Annotated in this window: 16 protein-coding genes; 10 read left to right on the plus strand and 6 right to left on the minus strand. The window is 64.6% G+C overall.

Features of this window, described 5'->3' with window-relative positions; genetic code table 11:
• Nucleotides 1-44 precede the first annotated feature (44 nt).
• Both ABIB56_RS04555 and typA read left to right on the plus strand, forming a co-directional pair.
• The gene (locus tag ABIB56_RS04555; RefSeq protein ID WP_354567788.1) at nucleotides 45-1,835 is read left to right on the plus strand and encodes an ABC transporter family substrate-binding protein; all 1,791 of its coding nucleotides are present in this window, start codon (nucleotides 45-47) and stop codon (nucleotides 1,833-1,835) included.
• A gap of 170 nt (nucleotides 1,836-2,005) precedes the next feature.
• Entirely contained in the window at nucleotides 2,006-3,925 is a 1,920-nt protein-coding gene (typA, locus tag ABIB56_RS04560; RefSeq protein WP_354567789.1) for a translational GTPase TypA, read from the plus strand.
• Between the two features lie 68 nt (nucleotides 3,926-3,993).
• Here typA and efeB read toward each other — a convergent pair whose 3' ends face one another.
• From efeB to efeU, 3 genes are read right to left on the minus strand one after another with little or no spacing between them, the layout of a single operon-like run.
• Nucleotides 3,994-5,259, minus strand: coding sequence for an iron uptake transporter deferrochelatase/peroxidase subunit (gene efeB / locus ABIB56_RS04565; RefSeq protein WP_354567791.1), 1,266 nt, complete (start codon nucleotides 5,257-5,259; stop codon nucleotides 3,994-3,996).
• Nucleotides 5,260-5,281: 22 nt separating this feature from the next.
• Nucleotides 5,282-6,502, minus strand: a complete 1,221-nt coding sequence (efeO, locus tag ABIB56_RS04570) for an iron uptake system protein EfeO (RefSeq protein ID WP_354567792.1) — start codon at nucleotides 6,500-6,502, stop codon at nucleotides 5,282-5,284.
• Nucleotides 6,499-7,359 carry an iron uptake transporter permease EfeU gene (gene efeU / locus ABIB56_RS04575; protein WP_354567793.1) on the minus strand — a complete coding sequence of 287 codons (861 nt, stop codon included), beginning with the start codon at nucleotides 7,357-7,359 and terminating at the stop codon, nucleotides 6,499-6,501. The genes efeO and efeU overlap by 4 nt, the downstream gene beginning before the upstream one ends.
• Nucleotides 7,360-7,441: 82 nt before the next feature.
• Between efeU and ABIB56_RS04580 the strand changes: the two genes are divergently transcribed.
• Genes ABIB56_RS04580 through ABIB56_RS04595 form a run of 4 tightly spaced genes read left to right on the plus strand, consistent with a single transcriptional unit; the run spans nucleotide 7,442 to nucleotide 11,418 of the window.
• Nucleotides 7,442-8,626: a PIG-L family deacetylase gene (locus tag ABIB56_RS04580; protein WP_354567794.1), complete on the plus strand. Its 1,185-nt coding sequence runs from the start codon at nucleotides 7,442-7,444 to the stop codon at nucleotides 8,624-8,626.
• Nucleotides 8,623-8,952, plus strand: a complete 330-nt coding sequence (fdxA, locus tag ABIB56_RS04585) for a ferredoxin (RefSeq protein WP_354567795.1) — start codon at nucleotides 8,623-8,625, stop codon at nucleotides 8,950-8,952. Before ABIB56_RS04580 ends, fdxA begins: the two co-directional genes overlap by 4 nt.
• A complete protein-coding gene (dapC, locus tag ABIB56_RS04590) occupies nucleotides 8,953-10,062 on the plus strand; it encodes a succinyldiaminopimelate transaminase (RefSeq protein WP_354567796.1) in 1,110 nt (369 codons plus the stop codon).
• A gap of 57 nt (nucleotides 10,063-10,119) precedes the next feature.
• Entirely contained in the window at nucleotides 10,120-11,418 is a 1,299-nt protein-coding gene (locus ABIB56_RS04595) for a citrate synthase (protein WP_354567797.1), read from the plus strand.
• Nucleotides 11,419-11,628: 210 nt separating this feature from the next.
• Here ABIB56_RS04595 and ABIB56_RS04600 read toward each other — a convergent pair whose 3' ends face one another.
• A complete protein-coding gene (locus tag ABIB56_RS04600) occupies nucleotides 11,629-12,093 on the minus strand; it encodes an endonuclease domain-containing protein (protein ID WP_354567798.1) in 465 nt (154 codons plus the stop codon).
• A gap of 57 nt (nucleotides 12,094-12,150) precedes the next feature.
• Between ABIB56_RS04600 and ABIB56_RS04605 the strand changes: the two genes are divergently transcribed.
• On the plus strand, nucleotides 12,151-12,495 hold the full coding sequence (locus ABIB56_RS04605) for a hypothetical protein (protein ID WP_354567799.1): 345 nt from the start codon (nucleotides 12,151-12,153) through the stop codon (nucleotides 12,493-12,495).
• A gap of 211 nt (nucleotides 12,496-12,706) precedes the next feature.
• Here the strand turns inward: ABIB56_RS04605 and dapD are convergent, their stop codons facing one another.
• A complete protein-coding gene (dapD, locus tag ABIB56_RS04610; protein WP_354567800.1) occupies nucleotides 12,707-13,645 on the minus strand; it encodes a 2,3,4,5-tetrahydropyridine-2,6-dicarboxylate N-succinyltransferase in 939 nt (312 codons plus the stop codon).
• Nucleotides 13,646-13,684: 39 nt separating this feature from the next.
• Here dapD and dapE point away from each other — a divergent pair, with 39 nt between their 5' ends.
• Together dapE and ABIB56_RS04620 are read left to right on the plus strand one after the other, a co-directional pair.
• Nucleotides 13,685-14,782, plus strand: a complete 1,098-nt coding sequence (gene dapE, locus ABIB56_RS04615) for a succinyl-diaminopimelate desuccinylase (protein ID WP_354567801.1) — start codon at nucleotides 13,685-13,687, stop codon at nucleotides 14,780-14,782.
• Between the two features lie 181 nt (nucleotides 14,783-14,963).
• Nucleotides 14,964-15,140, plus strand: coding sequence for a DUF3117 domain-containing protein (locus ABIB56_RS04620; protein ID WP_354567802.1), 177 nt, complete (start codon nucleotides 14,964-14,966; stop codon nucleotides 15,138-15,140).
• A 23-nt stretch (nucleotides 15,141-15,163) separates the two neighbouring features.
• On the opposite strand, the gene ABIB56_RS04625 is transcribed toward ABIB56_RS04620, so the two are convergent.
• Entirely contained in the window at nucleotides 15,164-15,808 is a 645-nt protein-coding gene (locus tag ABIB56_RS04625) for an O-methyltransferase (protein ID WP_354567803.1), read from the minus strand.
• Nucleotides 15,809-15,949: 141 nt separating this feature from the next.
• On the opposite strand from ABIB56_RS04625, the gene ABIB56_RS04630 reads away from it, so the two are divergent.
• Complete coding sequence (locus tag ABIB56_RS04630; RefSeq protein ID WP_354567804.1) at nucleotides 15,950-16,324, plus strand: sec-independent translocase; 375 nt, start codon at nucleotides 15,950-15,952, stop codon at nucleotides 16,322-16,324.
• The last annotated feature ends 8 nt before the right edge of the window (nucleotides 16,325-16,332 follow it).

Raw genomic sequence — 16,332 nt, forward strand, 5'->3', positions numbered from 1 at the left:
GTGTGGTTACGATGGGTGTTCGTGTCGTCTGACGGAATGAGCCTGTGAAGCTGAAGAGATCGATTGCCGCGCTGGCAGCCGTGATAGCCGGCGTTCTCGTTCTCTCAGGATGCACGAACACCGTCGTGCACGGCACCGAAGTAACGGTGGCGACGAGCCAGCCGTTCACCTCATACAACCCCAAGACGTCGTTCGGCAACGCGTCGGCGAACAGCACCATCGTCTACGCCACCAACTCGCAGTTCAACTACTACGACAACACGTCGAAGCTGCAGAAAGACGAGTCCTTCGGCTCCTACCAGGTGGTCTCGCGTGCTCCGTTCCGCGTGAAATACACCATCAAGGCGGGGGTCAAATGGTCCGATGGAACGCCGGTGGATGCATCCGACCTGTTGTTGGCGTGGGCGGCGAATTCTGGCGTGCTCAACACCGCGGGCTTCGACAACAGCGACTACCTCGATGCGCAGACCGGGGAGTATACGAGGGCGTTTCCCCCGGGCGTCGTTCACTTCGACGGGTTCAGCGGCAACGGACTGCAGCTCGTGACGAAGACCCCGGTGATCGGCGACGGCGGTCGATCGCTCACACTCAGCTACGACAAATTCTTCGTCGACTGGCAGCTTGTCTTCGGAGTCGGGTTGCCGGCGCACGTCGTGGCGAAACACGCACTCGGGATCGACAGTCCGCAGAAGGCGAAAGACGCCATGGTCGCGGCCATACAGAAGAACGACACGGCGAAGCTGGCGAAGATCGCACGCTTCTGGGACACCGGATTCAATTTCGCCTCGATGCCCAAGGACAAGGATCTCGTCGTGGGCAGCGGTCCGTACACAATCACCGACTTCGTGGCCGACGACCATCTCACGCTCACCGCGAACCCGGAATACACCGGGGACCACCGTCCGCAGTTCGAGCGGGTGGTGATGCGCTTCATCACCGATCCGCTCGCCGCCGTCGAGGCTTTCCGCAAGGGGGATGTCGATGTCATCGCGCCACAGCCCTCAGCGGATATCGCGAAGGAACTGGTGAAAATCAAGAACGCCACCGTTCTCAGCGGCGCCGATGGCTCCTACGAGCATCTCGACCTGCAGTTCGATCACAGCAGGAGCGGCGCCTTCAACGACCCGCTGGTGCGTCGGGCCTTCCTCAAGACAGTCTCGCGCCAGCAGATCCTCGACCAGCTGATCGTGCCGCTGCAGGAGGATGCGCAACTGAGGTCGTCGCAGGTTTTCCTGCCAGGAGCGTCCGGCTACGCGTCCTCTGTCGCCTCGAACGGATCGAAGGACTATGCGACCGTCGATATCCCGGGAGCGAAAGCCCTGCTGGCCAAGGCTGGAGTCGCGAATCCCGAGGTCTGCGTGCTCTTCGACCCGTCGAACCCGCGTCGCGTTGCGGAGTTCACGCTGATTCAGAAATCCGCGGCCAAGGCAGGATTCTCGGTGACCGACTGTTCGAGCACCGACTGGCGCCAGCTGCTCGGCGCCGACGGCGCCTACGACGCGTCGCTCTACGCCCTGCGGCCCACGAGTCTCGCGGTGACGGCGGTGGCGGCATCCTTCCGCTCCGACTCGACCATCAACAACCTCAACTTCTATTCAAACCCGCAGGTCGACGCGCTGATCGACCGCCTCGATTCGACCTACGACGAGGCCGAGCAGGCCAACCTCCTGAAGAAGATCGATGCGATGGTCTGGGCGGATGCCCATGGCGTTCCGCTGTACCAGTTCCCCTCCGTGACGGCCGTCGACAACCGCGTGAAGGGTGTCGCTCCCTCTCCGCTCCCACCCAATCTGCTCTGGAATATCTGGGACTGGGCACCGGTTGAAACGGGGTGAGCGCGGGAATCGCGAGCATTTGACTCGCCAAGGTAGACTTGGTAGTTGCAGGGCACCACTGACGTGATTCTGCCGCCCGTGGAACTCCCCGGTGGAACTTCGATTTCCGTGAATTTTCGCCGGCCCTCCCTTTCACTCTCCAGCCGAATCTTTTTCAAGGACGTATACCTATGGCTATCGCCACCCGTAATGATCTGCGCAACGTCGCTATTGTCGCGCACGTCGACCATGGCAAGACGACACTCGTCGACGCCATGCTCCGCCAGACCAACTCCTTCGCGGCGCACGCGCATCTCGAAGAGCGCGCCATGGACTCGAACGACCTCGAGCGCGAAAAAGGCATCACGATCCTCGCGAAGAACACCGCGGTCTCCTACGCGGGCATCCACGCTGGCGACAACGGCGATGGCGGCCCGATCACCATCAACGTGATCGACACCCCAGGCCACGCCGACTTCGGCGGTGAGGTCGAGCGCGGCCTCAGCATGGTCGATGGCGTCGTACTGCTCGTCGACGCGAGCGAGGGCCCGCTGCCGCAGACCCGTTTCGTGCTGCGCAAGGCGCTCGAGGCGAACCTGCCCGTCATCCTTCTGGTGAACAAGACCGACCGTCCGGATGCGCGCATCGACGAGGTCATCGCCGAGAGCCAGGACCTGCTCCTCGGACTCGCCAGCGACATGGCCGACGAGCACCCCGACCTCGACCTCGACGCGATTTTGGACGTACCGATCGTCTACGCCTCCGGCCGTAACGGCGCTGCGAGCTGGAACAAGCCGGAAAACGGCACCCTGCCCGACAACGACGACCTTGAGCCGCTCTTCGATGCCATCCTCAAGCACATCCCGGCGCCGAGCTACGACGACGCGGCACCGCTGCAGGCGCACGTCACCAACCTCGACGCATCACCGTTTCTCGGCCGCCTTGCCCTGCTCCGGGTTTTCAACGGCCACATCAAGAAGGGCCAGACAGTCGCCTGGGTCAAGCACGACGGCAGCGTTCACAACGTGAAGGTCACCGAGCTGCTGATCACCAGGGCACTCGACCGTTTCCCGACCGACTCCGCAGGCCCGGGCGACATCGTCGCCGTCGCCGGCTTCGAGGACATCACCATTGGTGAGACCCTCGCCGACCCCAACGACGTGCGCCCGCTGCCAACCATCACGGTCGACGACCCCGCCATCTCGATGACCATCGGCACCAACACCTCGCCGATGATCGGCAAGGTCAAGGGTCACCGGCTCACCGCGCGCATGGTCAAGGACCGCCTCGACCGCGAACTTGTCGGTAACGTCTCCATCAAGCTCGTGGACATCGGTCGCCCGGACGCATGGGAGGTTCAGGGCCGTGGAGAGCTGGCCCTCGCCATCCTCGTCGAGCAGATGCGTCGCGAAGGCTTCGAACTCACCGTCGGCAAGCCGCAGGTGGTCGTGAAGCAGGTGGGCGGCAAGGTGCACGAGCCTTTCGAGCACCTGACGATCGATGCTCCCGAGGAGTACCTCGGCGCCATCACGCAGCTTCTGGCAGCCCGCAAGGGACGCATGGGTGGCATGAGCAACCACGGCACCGGTTGGGTTCGTATGGAGTTCATCGTTCCGTCGCGTGGTCTCATCGGATTCCGCACCGAGTTCCTCACCATCACCCGCGGTGCAGGCATCGCCAATGCCGTGTCGCACGGCTACGAGCAGTGGGCAGGCGAGATCATCACCCGTACCAACGGCTCGATCGTCGCCGACCGCTCCGGTGTCGCCACCCCGTTCGCCATGGTCGCCCTGCAGGAGCGCATGTCGTTCTTCGTGGAGCCGACCCAGGAGGTCTACGAGGGCATGGTGGTCGGCGAGAATTCGCGCGCCGACGACATGGATGTGAACATCACCAAGGAGAAGCAGCTGACCAACATGCGTCAATCAACCTCCGACACCTTCGAGCGTATGACCCCCTCACGCAAGCTCACCCTCGAGGAGTGCCTCGAGTTCGCCCGCGAAGACGAGTGCGTCGAGGTGACACCGGAGTTCGTGCGTATCCGCAAGGTCGAGCTCGACGCCAACGCTCGCGCCCGCAAGACCTCGCGCCTGAAGAAGCAGAACGCTTAGGCGGTCTCAGTAGTCCGGAACTCGCCAGCACCGTTGCGGTGCTGGCGAGTTCTCTGTCTCAAGCCCGCTCACCTCTCGAACAGGGTCGCTCCGATGTAGCTGCCCTTCGTGGCTCCGGGCGGAACGGCGAAGATACCCGACCCGATGTGCCTGAGGTACTCGTTCATCGCGTCGTTTTTCGCCAACCGCAACTGGATCGGGATGAACTGCTCGCGCGGGTCTCGCTGGAAGGCGATGAAGAACAGTCCGGCGGCCAGGCGCCCCAGATCGTCGTTGCCGTCCACGAAGTTATAGCCGCGGCGCAGCAGCAGAGCTCCATCGTTCTGCTTGGGGTGCGCCAGCCTGATGTGGGCGGCATCGTCGATGGCGGGAACGCCGTGCTTCTTCGCGGAGAAGCCCGGCTCGGTGAACTCGCTGCCTCCGCTGTGGGGAGCGCCCTCGCCCTTGGTGCGGCCGATCACCCGCTCCTGTTCCCGCAGTGCGGTGCGGTCCCAGGTCTCGATGGTCATGCGGATCTTGCGGGAGACCAGATACGACCCTCCAGTCATCCAGCTCGCCGAATCGCCTTTCGGCACCCAGACATGCTGCTCCACCTGATTGGTGTCTTCGGCCTTCACGTTGGCCGTGCCGTCCTTGAAACCGAACAGGTTGCGCGGGGTGACCTGCGCACGTGTGGTGGAGGAGGTGCGACCGAAGCCGAGCTGCGACCAGCGGATGGATGCCCGGCCGAAAGCGATTCTCGACAGGTTGCGGATCGCGTGCACAGCCACCTGTGGATCGTCGCTGCAGGCCTGGATGCAGAGGTCGCCGCCGACGAGCGACTCGTCGAGCGCGTCTCCGGAGAAGTGCGGGAGGTCCACGAGAGCCTCAGGTCGTTGGGACTCCAGGCCGAATCGTTCGTCGAACAGCGACGGCCCGAATCCGAAGGTGATGGTGAGACCTGCCGCGGGTAGGTCGAGCGCTTCACCGGTGTCGTCCGGAGGGGCATCCAGCGGTCCGTCGACAGCGCCGTCGCCGATGCTCTTGCCCTCGACCATGCGCGCCGCGGCGTAGCTCCAGTCCTTGAGCAGGCCGATGAGCTCGTTACGGCTGATGTCGGAGACGTCGTAGCTGGCGAAGTGCAGCCGGTCCTGCGCCGCAGTGGTGACGCCAGACTGGTGTTTGCTGTAGAAAGGGTAGCTCGCTGCCGCACCCGAATTGCCTGATGCCTGCGCCGGAATGGCGAACCTGTCGACGGCGACCCCGACGCCCGCCCCAACCACGCCGGCACCGGTGAGTCCGAGAAGCCCCCTTCGGGAAAGTCCGGATCTGCTCAGTGCCGTGTCGTCGGTCATCGGGTGACTCTCAGGAACCCTGCTACTTGACCAGCGCCGCCGTGAGCTTGCTCAGCGGCTCGCTGAGTGCGTTCACGCCATCGGCCAGCTGCTTGACCTGCAGGGTGGTGAGGTCGTTGTAGTAGGTGAAGCCGGCATCCAGCGAACCGTACTTCGCAAGCTGCTTCTCAACGGAGGAGAAGTCGCCGTCGATCTGCGTGACCAGCTTCGCGTCCTTGGCTGCGACGATGTCACGGACACCCTCGTAGGCGACGCGGGCGCCCTCGAGGTTCGCCTGAATATCCCACAGATCGGTGTGCGACCAGATCTCCTCCTCGCCGGTGATCTTGCCGTTGGCGACCTCGTTGAGCAGGCCGATCGCGCCGTTACTGATCGCGTCGATCGAGACGCTGTAGCCCTTCGCGTTCACAGCGTCGAAGAACTCCTGGGTGTTGGCTTCCAGCTTGTCGGCGAAGTTTTTGCGCTCTACGGGCGTCAGCGCGACGTAAGGGGCGCCGCCGTTATCGGCCGCTGCCGGCGGCCAGAGGTCCTTCTCGATGCGGTGCCATCCGGTCCAGGTGTCGCCGTCGGCGACATCCGCCTCGCGGAAGTCGATCTCAGGATCGAGGTCACCGAAGGACTCGGCGACAGGCTCGATGCGCTCATAATAAGCGCGGGTGATCGGGTACAGGCTGCGCGCTTTCTCGTCGTCACCGGCCAGATAGGCGCCGAGGAAGGTGGAGGTGGCGGGCACCAGCCTGGTCACCTGCTCCTTCACGTAGGTGACGTAATTCTTTGCTGCCGCTGCGGTCTGCGACTTCTCGTTGCCGACCAGTTCGGCCGTGGCACCGGAGTTGGTCACCGTGAAGGTCGCACGACCGACGCCGTCGCCGACCATGCCGGGCTTGCAGATCGTGAAGTAGTCGCCGGGCTTCAGCTGGGTGGTGAGCTTGCGCGGGGCGCCGGGTGCGATGTTCTCCATCTCGGCGACGATGCGGAGTCCGTCATCGGCGAGCAGGTAGAACTCTGTCACCTGGTCGGTCGAGTTGGTGACGGTGAATTCGACGCTGCCGCTCGGCGCCTTGGCGGCGGAGAGGCTGCAGTCAGAGGCGGTGCTGTCCACCGTGAGAGCGGTGGCCTTGCTGTCGGAGGCCGCGGTGTTGTTCGGCACACAGGCTGAAAGAACCAGCAGTGCGACGGCGCCCGTTGCGATCACGAGGCCGAGACGGCCAGTTCGGCTGTAACCGGACCCGCGCGAGATCATCGTGCTCCTTCAGTGACCAGTGACTTGGTGGGCTTCGGTGCTGAGGGTTTTGTGCTGTGGCGACGGGTGGTGACGATGAAGATCGTCGTGACCGGCACGAAGTAGAGCACCCAGACGATGGCCTCGACCCAGGTGGTGGCCGGGGTGAAGTTGAGGGTTCCCTTGAGTAGGGTTCCGTACCAGCTGCTCGGTGGAACGACACTGCTCACGTCGAAGGCGAGACTGTTAATTCCTGGAAGGATGCCGGCCTCCTGCAGGTCGTGCACGCCGTAGGAGAGAACACCGGCGGCCACCACGATGAGAAAGAGGCCGGTGTAGGTGAAGAATTTGGAGAGGTTGATGCTCACGATGCCGCGGTAGATCAGGTAACCGAGCACCAGGGCGACCAGGATGCCGAGTGCTGCACCGAGAAGCGGGAACGTGGTTTCGCCCGTGGCCTGCACGGCCGCCCAGATGAACAGCGCGGTCTCGATGCCTTCGCGACCGACGGCGAGGAAGGCGACGAGAACCAGGCCCCAGCCGGCTCTGCGGAGATGCTTATCGACATCCGAACTCAGGTGACCTTTGAGATTGCGGGCCGTCTTCAGCATCCAGAAGACCATCCAGGTGACGAAACCGGTGGCGACGATTGACAGGCTGCCGCCGATGGCCTCTCGCGCCTGAAAACTCAGTCCGTAGGCGCCGAAGGTGAGCAGGGCACCGATGCCGAGCGCGAGCAGCGCGGCGAGTCCGACGCCAAGCCAGATGCGTCGCAGAACGTCCCTACGACCGATCTTGATGACGTAGGCGACGAGGATACCGACGACCAGCGAGGCCTCGAGGCCTTCGCGAAGGCCGATGAGAAAGTTTGCGAGCACGGATTCATTTCTAGAGGAGCGAGGATTGGTAAGGCTTACCTTACTCGAGCGACTCTATAGTGCGCGCCCTATCCTGTGCAATGTGCAGCAAAACCCCAGCGACGCCGAGCGCGTTCTTTTCGTGCATGCCCACCCCGACGACGAGAGCCTGGCAACCGGTGGAACCATCGCCACCCTGGTCAACAGGGGTGCATTGGTGACAGTGGTCACCTGCACGCGTGGCGAACTCGGCGAGGTCATCCCGGCCGACATCAAGCATCTGGAAGGTTCAGGGGAGCCGCTGGTCGAGCTGCGCACGGCGGAACTCACGTCCGCCCTCGCCATCCTCGGGGTGACCGACCATCGCTTTCTCGGTGCGGAGGGCGCGCGCTGGAGAGACCAGCCGCCCCGCCGCTACACGGACTCTGGGATGCGCTGGGGCGATTCCGGTGCAGAGGCACCGCTGGTGATGAGCGAGGACGCCCTCTGCGCGGCCCCATTCGGCGAGGTCGCTGCGGATCTCGCCACCGTCATCGACAGCGTCAAGCCGGATGCGGTGATCAGTTACAACTCGACCGGGGGCTACGGCCATCCCGACCACGTGCGCGCTCACGAAGCCAGCCTGCGCGCGGCCGAAGTCATGGGGGTGCCGTTCTTCGCGATCGAGCCGGACGCGGCAGAGGGTCAGCTCGCCGTCGACGTCTCGGCCGTGCTCGTCCGCAAACGTGATGCACTTCGCGCTCACCGCAGCCAGGTGACTGTCGACGGAGATCGCTACTTCCTCTCCAGCGGACCGGGCCAGCCGATCACCACAGTCGAGCGCTACAGCCGGATACGGCCTGTCGAGGCGACGACAGTCGCCTGGAAGGACCAGGGCCTCGGCATCCACCTGCTCGCCTGGATTCTGGCCCTCGTCGTCGGCGTGGCCGTCGGCGCTATCGCCACCGTCGACCACCGGTACACCGTGACGCTCCTCGGCACCGACCTGCCGGTCGGGATCATCGCGACCCTACTGATCGTGGCGGCACTGCTGGCCGGCCTGCGGATAGTCTTCGCCGACCGAATCGTCCCTACTATCGCCACTGTCGGCATGCTCGGGGTCATCGCCGTGCTCTCGCTGGCGGGCAGCGGAGGGTCGGTGTTGGTCACCAACGATGTCGTGGGTTACCTGCTCGTCTACGGGCCGGTGGTGATCGCCTTCCTGGTACTGGCCTGGCCGGCAGCGGGCACTTTCAGCCGGGATAAGATTGGTGGAAGGCCCGAACCGAAGGGAACGCCGCAACTGTGACCTACGTCATTGCCCTCCCGTGCGTGGATGTCAAAGATCGCGCATGCATCGATGAGTGTCCCGTCGACTGCATCTACGAGGGCGACCGGATGCTGTACATCCACCCCGACGAGTGCGTCGACTGTGGCGCGTGCGAACCCGTCTGCCCCGTTGAGGCGATCTACTACGAAGACGACGTTCCCGAGCAGTGGGCCGACTACTACAAGGCCAATGTCGAGTTCTTCGACGAGGTCGGTTCCCCCGGCGGCGCGGCTAAGGTCGGTGTCATTCACAAGGACCATCCCCTGATCGACGCCCTGCCGCCGCAGGCTGTCGCCGGCGCCTGAGTGGCTCTCCAGCTTCCCGACTACCCGTGGGACTCGCTCGTTCCCTTCGCGGAGCGGGCCGCGGCCCATGTGAGCGGCATCGTCGATCTCTCCGTCGGTTCACCTGTCGATCCGACGCCCGCGCTCATCCGCGATTCGCTCGCCGCCGCGACGGATGCGCACGCTTACCCGCTGACCGTCGGCACGCCGGTGCTGCGTGAGGCCATCGTCTCCTGGTTCGCCGAGCGCAGGGGGGTGGATGACCTCGGCGTCGCCAATGTGCTCCCCACCATCGGTTCGAAGGAATTCATCGCCGGGCTGGCTCTCTGGCTGGGTCTCGGCGAGGGCGATGTCGTCGTGCAGCCCCGACTCGCCTATCCGACCTATGCGGTCGGCGCGGCACTCGCTGGCGCGGCCATCGTCTCGAGCGACGATCCGGCCGAATGGCCGGAGAACACCAGGCTCATCTGGATCAACAGTCCGGGCAACCCGAACGGTCGCATTCTCGGTGTCGATGAGCTCGCCGTAGCCGTCAGCCGCGCCCGCGAACTGGGTGCCGTTATCGCCAGCGACGAGTGCTACGCCGAGCTCGGCTGGGAGCCGGAGTACGTGCGCGATGCCACGCCGAGCATCCTCGATCCCCGGGTCGTCCACGGCGAACGCAACTCGGTATTGTGCGTCTACTCGCTGAGCAAACAGTCCAACCTCGCGGGGTATCGCGCCGGTTTCGTGGCCGGCTGCAGCGATCTGATTGCCCAACTCCTCGCCGTGCGCAAGCATCTCGGAACGCTGCCGCCGGCACCCATCCAGGCCGCGATGGTCACGGCCCTCAGCGACCACGAGCACGTGCGAGCGCAGCGTGAGCTCTACCGGGCCCGGCGTGCCACACTCGCGCCGGCACTGGAGCGCGCCGGCTTCCGCATCGACCACAGTCAGGGCGGGCTCTACCTCTGGGCGACACGAGGAGTGGATGCCTGGCAGACCGTGGCCGACCTGGCCGACCTGGGCATCCTGGTCGTCCCCGGCACCTTCTACGGGGAGGAACCGTCCGAGCACGTGCGCATCGCGATCACGGCAACGGACACCGCCATCGCTACCGCGGTAGAGCGATTGGATGCACTCTCCAAGTAAAACGACCATTCCTTAGCGGATGCGACGATCGACCTTGACGCCACTTAGGCTGTATGCGTGAACGACGCTGCGAGTGACAACGCCGAGAAGGCCACCCTGCACTACCCCGGAGGGAGTGCGGAATTCCCGATCCTGAGAAGTGTGGACGGCGCCTCGAGTATCGACGTCTCCACCTTCACCAAACAGACGGGGCTCACGGCTCTCGACTACGGGTTCGTCAACACCTCGGCCACCAAGAGTGCGATCACCTATATCGACGGGGACAAGGGCATCCTCCGCTATCGCGGCTACGCGATCGAAGACATCGCGGCCAACTCCACCTACCTCGAGGTGGCCTGGCTGCTCATCTACGGCAACCTCCCGTCCCCCTCAGAACTCGAGGCCTTCGAGGAACGGGTTCGACGCCACACGCTGCTGCACGAAGACCTGCGCCGATTCTTCGACGCGCTGCCGCACAACGCGCACCCGATGTCGGTGCTGTCGAGCGCGGTATCCGCCCTCTCCACTTTCTACGAAGACTCGCTCAGCGTTCACGACCCTGAGCAGGTCGAGCTCTCCACCATTCGCCTGCTGGCAAAGCTCCCGATCATCGCGGCCTACGCCCACAAGAAGAGCCTCGGCCAGGCCTTCCTCTACCCCGACAACTCGCTGAGCTTCACCGACAACTTCCTCAAGCTCAACTTTGGAACGATGGCTGAGCCGTACGAGGTCAACCCGGTGCTCTCGAAGGCGCTCGAACGGCTGCTCATGCTGCACGAGGATCACGAACAGAACGCGTCGACATCGACCGTGCGTCTCGTCGGATCGACGGAGGCCAACATGTTCGCCTCCATCTCCGCCGGCATCAACGCCCTCTACGGACCGCTGCACGGTGGCGCCAACGAGGCCGTGCTGAAGATGCTCGGCGAGATCAAGGCCTCAGGAGAGTCGGTGGAGAAGTTCGTCGAACGCGTGAAGAACAAGGAAGACGGCATCCGTCTCATGGGCTTCGGACACCGGGTCTACAAGAATTTCGATCCGCGAGCCAAACTGGTGAAGGAGAGCGCCGATGAGGTGCTCAAAGCTCTCGGCGTGCAGGACGACCTGCTCGACATCGCCAAAGAACTCGAGGCGGTAGCTCTCGCCGACGATTACTTCATCGAGCGCAGGCTCTACCCGAACGTGGATTTCTATACCGGCGTGATCTACAAGGCGATGGGATTCCCCGCCCGCATGTTCACCGTGCTGTTCGCTATCGGACGCCTGCCGGGCTGGATCGCCCACTGGCGCGAGATGAACGAGGATCCGGCCACCAAGATCGGCCGCCCGCAGCAGCTGTACATCGGCGCGCCGGCCCGTGGCTGGCCGACCCGCTAGAACCCGGATCGTCCGCCCGCTGTCGCCCGGCGTGCTGGCAGTGCCAAATCTCGTCCCTGCAGTGCCCAATCTCGTTCTCGCAGTGCCAAATGAAGGAACCGGTACGTTGCTGGCCCCGAGTTTCCGGGGCCAGGCATCCGTTGGGAGTCCGCAGTTCCTTCATTTGGCACTGGCGGAGGGGATGCGGGGCTCCGGGTTGAAGCGGTCTCCTCAACGGGGCGGCAGGTGGTCGCCGCGGGCGATTGCCCCGAGAATGGCCGCCTTGACCTCCGACCAGTTGTTCATCACCTGCCGATAACTGAACCGCAGTACGCGGTAACCACGGGCGGAGAGCCGAGCATCTCGCCGTCGATCAGCTTCGAACTGCTCAGGATCACTGTGATACTTCCAGCCATCAACCTCGACCACGAGCCGAGATCCGATGAGCAGGTCCACCCGGCCGATGCCACCGATCTTCACTTGCAGACGGGTGTCGATTCTGAGTCGCTGCAGTCGAAACCGGGTGACGGACTCCGTGATCGATTCGGATCGGGCATCCACCTGAGCGAGCAGTCTTCGGAGTTGTCGCGGCAGCTCCGAAATCAGCACGGTCCACTCGATGAGCGAGATCCGCCCCAGTCGAAGGGCGGAGTCGGCGGCAGCGACGACGAGCTCCGGGCTTTGGCAGAACGCCATCGATCGCAAGCATTCGATCACCGATGCCCGAGGCGACGGGCGATCCGATCCAGTTTCGTGCCAGTGCAGGACCACGAGTTCGGTCGACTCGCGAAGGCGAGTGCGTTTGTCGGATGGACTTCGGTGACGGCAGGAATTTACCTCGACTTCAACGTGGAGCTTGGGGGTGCGCTTCACCCACAGCCCGTGCGCGGCCGCAGCGGAGACGCAGCCCAGCCGGCCACCGACCCTGAATGCGGCGACCTCGTGCGGGTCGGCATCGGGGCTGCAGTACCATCCCTGCCGAACCCGAACGGCGGCGCCAGAAGCGACGGCATTGCGAAGGGAGCTGCGTGTACACCCGAGCGCGTAGAGCTCGTGGGTTGCGGCGAATCCGCCCAGTGTGGAGATGTGCTTCTGTAGGTGCATTGACAGAGCATGCGGGTTGCGGACGTGACGCATCCGGCAATTCGATCGAACGGTGGATGTTTCGTCATCCCGTGCCAAATGAAGGAGTAGAAGGCCTCCGCGGCGCGAACTGCCCCGTATTAGCAGGGCGCCGCGTCGGCGGTTCCTTCATTTGGCACTATCGAGGGTGCGGGGTGCGGGGTGCGGGGTGCTGCGACGCGAAAGCTCAGGCGTGCAGGGCGGCGTTCAGCTCGATGCCCCTGCCGGAGCGGGCGAGCACCTCGACTGCACCAGTGAGCGAGTTGCGGCGGAAGAGCAGCCCGGCCACTCCGGAGAGCTCGACGGCTTTGACCGTGCGGGTCTCGCCGTCACCAAGCACCAGGACCTTCGTGCCGGACGTCACGTAGAGACCGGCCTCCACGACGGAGTCGTCACCGATCGAGATGCCGATGCCGGAATTGGCTCCGAGAAGGGCGCGCTTTCCGACCTCGACGCGCTGGGTGCCGCCCCCCGAGAGGGTGCCCATGATCGAGGCGCCGCCGCCGACATCCGAACCGTCGCCCACCACGACGCCCTGCGAGATGCGCCCCTCGACCATCGACTCCCCGAGGGTTCCCGCGTTGTAGTTGACGAAGCCCTCGTGCATGACGATCGTGCCGGGCGAGAGGTGCGCGCCGAGGCGCACGCGTGAGGCGTCTGCGATACGTACCCGGCTGGGGGTGACGTAGTCGATCAGGCGAGGGAACCTGTCGATGCCGTGCGCGGTGATACCGTGCCGCTGGAGGGCAGGGCGCAGGCGGGAGAAGTCGTCGGGATGCACGGGGCCGGCGTTGGTCCAGGCGACGATGGGCAGCTGGCCGAAGATGCCGTCGAGGTTGAGGGTGTTCGGGGCGGCGAGCAGGTGGCTGAGGAGGTGCAGGCGGAGGTAGGCGTCGGGGGTGGTTGCGGGCGGGGCATCCAGGTCGATCTCCACGGTGATGAAGTCGATGCGCACGTTGCGGCGGTCGTCGGCGCCGGTGAGCGCTTCGAGTTCGGCCGGTGCGATGTACGGGTCCCTGCCCGCGGGCAGGCTTCCGAGTGCGGGGGAGGGAAACCAGGTGTCGAGCACCGTTCCGTCTCCGGCGATTGTCGCGAGTCCGTATCCCCAGGCCGAGCGTTCAGTCATGGCTCAAGGTTAGCGATTGCCGCTCGATAAACTGACCGCATGCCCGTCACCGATCCGACTCTGCCCATTCTCGATCTCGGCGCATCGTCGATCGATATCACCCGCCAGCTCTGCGACATCGAGTCGGTGTCTGGTAACGAGAGAGCGATCGCGGATGCCGTCCAGACCGCTCTGGCGGGTGTCTCTCACCTGGCTATCACTCGCGACGGCGACTCGATCGTCGCACGCACCGACCTCGGGCGAGCGCAGCGCGTCGTGATCGCCGGGCACCTCGACACCGTTCCACTAAACAACAATCTCCCGACCCGATTCGAGACGATCGACGGAGTCGACTACCTCTGGGGCCGCGGCACCGTCGACATGAAGGCTGGCGTCGCGGTGCAGCTCAAACTCGCGGTGGAACTGGCGGAGCCTTCTGTCGATGTCACCTGGATCTTCTACGACAACGAGGAGGTCGCCTCGGATCTCAACGGCCTGGGGCGTCTCGCCTCGACGGCACCGGAGCTGCTGGCCGGGGATTTTGCGATCCTGGGCGAGCCCACCAACGCCATCGTCGAGGGCGGGTGCAACGGCACCATGCGCGTGGAGTTGCGCACCGTCGGCCTCCGCGCGCATTCTGCGCGGTCCTGGGTGGGCCACAACGCCATCCATGATGCCGCGCCCATCCTCGCCGTCCTCGCCGCCTACCAGCCGCGCGAGGTCGAGGTGGACGGCCTGGTCTATCGCGAGGGCCTCAACGCGGTCGGCATCGCCGGTGGGGTCGCGGGCAACGTGATCCCCGACGAATGCGTCGTGACCGTGAACTACCGTTTCGCCCCGAGCCGGAGTGCTGCCGAGGCTGAACAGCACCTGCGTGAGTTCTTCGTCGGCATCGAACTGACGGTCACGGATGCCGCAGACGGCGCTCGCCCAGGCCTCGATGCGCCACTGGCCATGGACTTTCTCGCGGCCGTGGGGGCGGAGCCGAAGCCCAAATACGGCTGGACCGATGTGGCGCGTTTCTCTGCCCTCGGCATCCCCGCCGTCAACTACGGACCCGGCGATCCGTTGAAGGCCCACGCCGACGACGAGCGGGTCGCCGTCGACCAGATCACTCAGTGTGAGCGGGGACTCCGGGCGTGGCTGAGCGTGTCGTAGCTGCGGGCTTCCGTGCGCGATCCAGGTGCACTATCGGCTGACGCCATGGCGGGTACAGGTCATCTGCTGGTGATCGAACGGCTACGACTGGACTCGGCCGTAGCCCCGGAGGACGCCCCCGTTTTCGGGTTAGCCCGCGAGGCAGGGATAATGGATGTTATTCCACGAAAGGGGATCACTCATGGCAGCCATGAAGCCGAGGACCGGAGACGGGCCAATGGAGGCTGTTAAGGAGGGACGCCTCATCATTGTGCGCGTGCCACTCGAGGGTGGGGGCCGCCTTGTCGTTTCCGTCAATGACGCGGAGGCCAAGGAGCTTCACGACGCGCTTGCCGGGGTAGTTGCAGCGGCAGGTTAGTCACCCATTCGAACACTCCAGACTCAGTCCCCGGGGGCGGCGGCGAGCTTCGTCAGTTGAAGCAGCCCGTCGCCCACGGGTGACAGGGAACTGATGACAGCTTCGGAACCCGAGATCTCCTTCAGCAGCGAACGGAAACCGGTCACGGTGTCGTCACGCTGCGCAGGGTCTGCTACCCGTCCGCGCCAGAGTGCGTGAGCCACAAGCACTGTTCCACCGGTGCGGACCAGCCGAAGGGCATGCTCGACGTAGCGGATCACGGACTGCGGGTCGGCATCCACGAGCACTACGTCGTAGGACTGCTCGTTCATCCGGGGCAATACGTCGATCGCGCGTCCGGCGATCAGGCGGATGCGGTTAGCCGGGACGCCTGACTCGAGGAACGCCTTCTTCGCCGACTGCTGATAGTCCTGCTCGAAGTCGATCGAGGTGAGCGTGGCGTTCGGAGCTCCGGCAAAAAACCAGAGGCCGCTCACGCCGACCCCCGTACCGATCTCGATGATGTTGGTCGCCGATGCGGCAGCCGCGATGACGGCGAGCTGTGAGCCGGTCGCGGCGCTCACCGGATCGATTCCGAGTTCTATCGAGTGCTGTCGTGCCTGGGCGATCTCAGCCCGTTCGACGACGAAGTCTTCCGCGAACTTCCAGTCCGATTCTTTACCTGCCACGCCATGCTCCTTGGTTCTCCTCAAGAGTATGGCGCTGGCCAGTTTCCGCTCCGCCGGACGCGCCGCCGTCGCCGTCGGCTCATGGTGGTTTCCCGGGAACCGGGTGGCGGAAAGCACCCGCCGACGGACTAGTCTGAACGGGTGTTCGGTCTAACCTTCGACAAGCTCCTCGTGATCGGTGTGATCGCGGTGTTCCTGCTCGGGCCCGAGCGCCTCCCGCACTACGCCTCCCAGCTCGCCAAACTCGTGCGCAACCTGAGGAACATGGCGAACGGTGCCAAGGACCGCCTGCGTGACGAGATGGGTCCCGACTTCGACGACGTGGACTGGAAGAAGCTCGACCCGCGCCAGTACGACCCGCGCCGCATCATCCGCGAGGCTCTGCTCGACGACGGCGACGACGAGCAGGAAGAGGCAGTCGCCATCGTGCGACCGAGCGGAGAGTCTGCTTTCGCCAGGCGACAGCGGTTGCTCGAAGAGGGCAAACAGGCGCCGTTCGACAACGAAGCGACCTGACCGTAGCC

Origin of the sequence: Glaciihabitans sp. UYNi722, from assembly GCF_040549465.1 — a bacterium.
GTDB lineage: Bacteria > Actinomycetota > Actinomycetes > Actinomycetales > Microbacteriaceae > Lacisediminihabitans.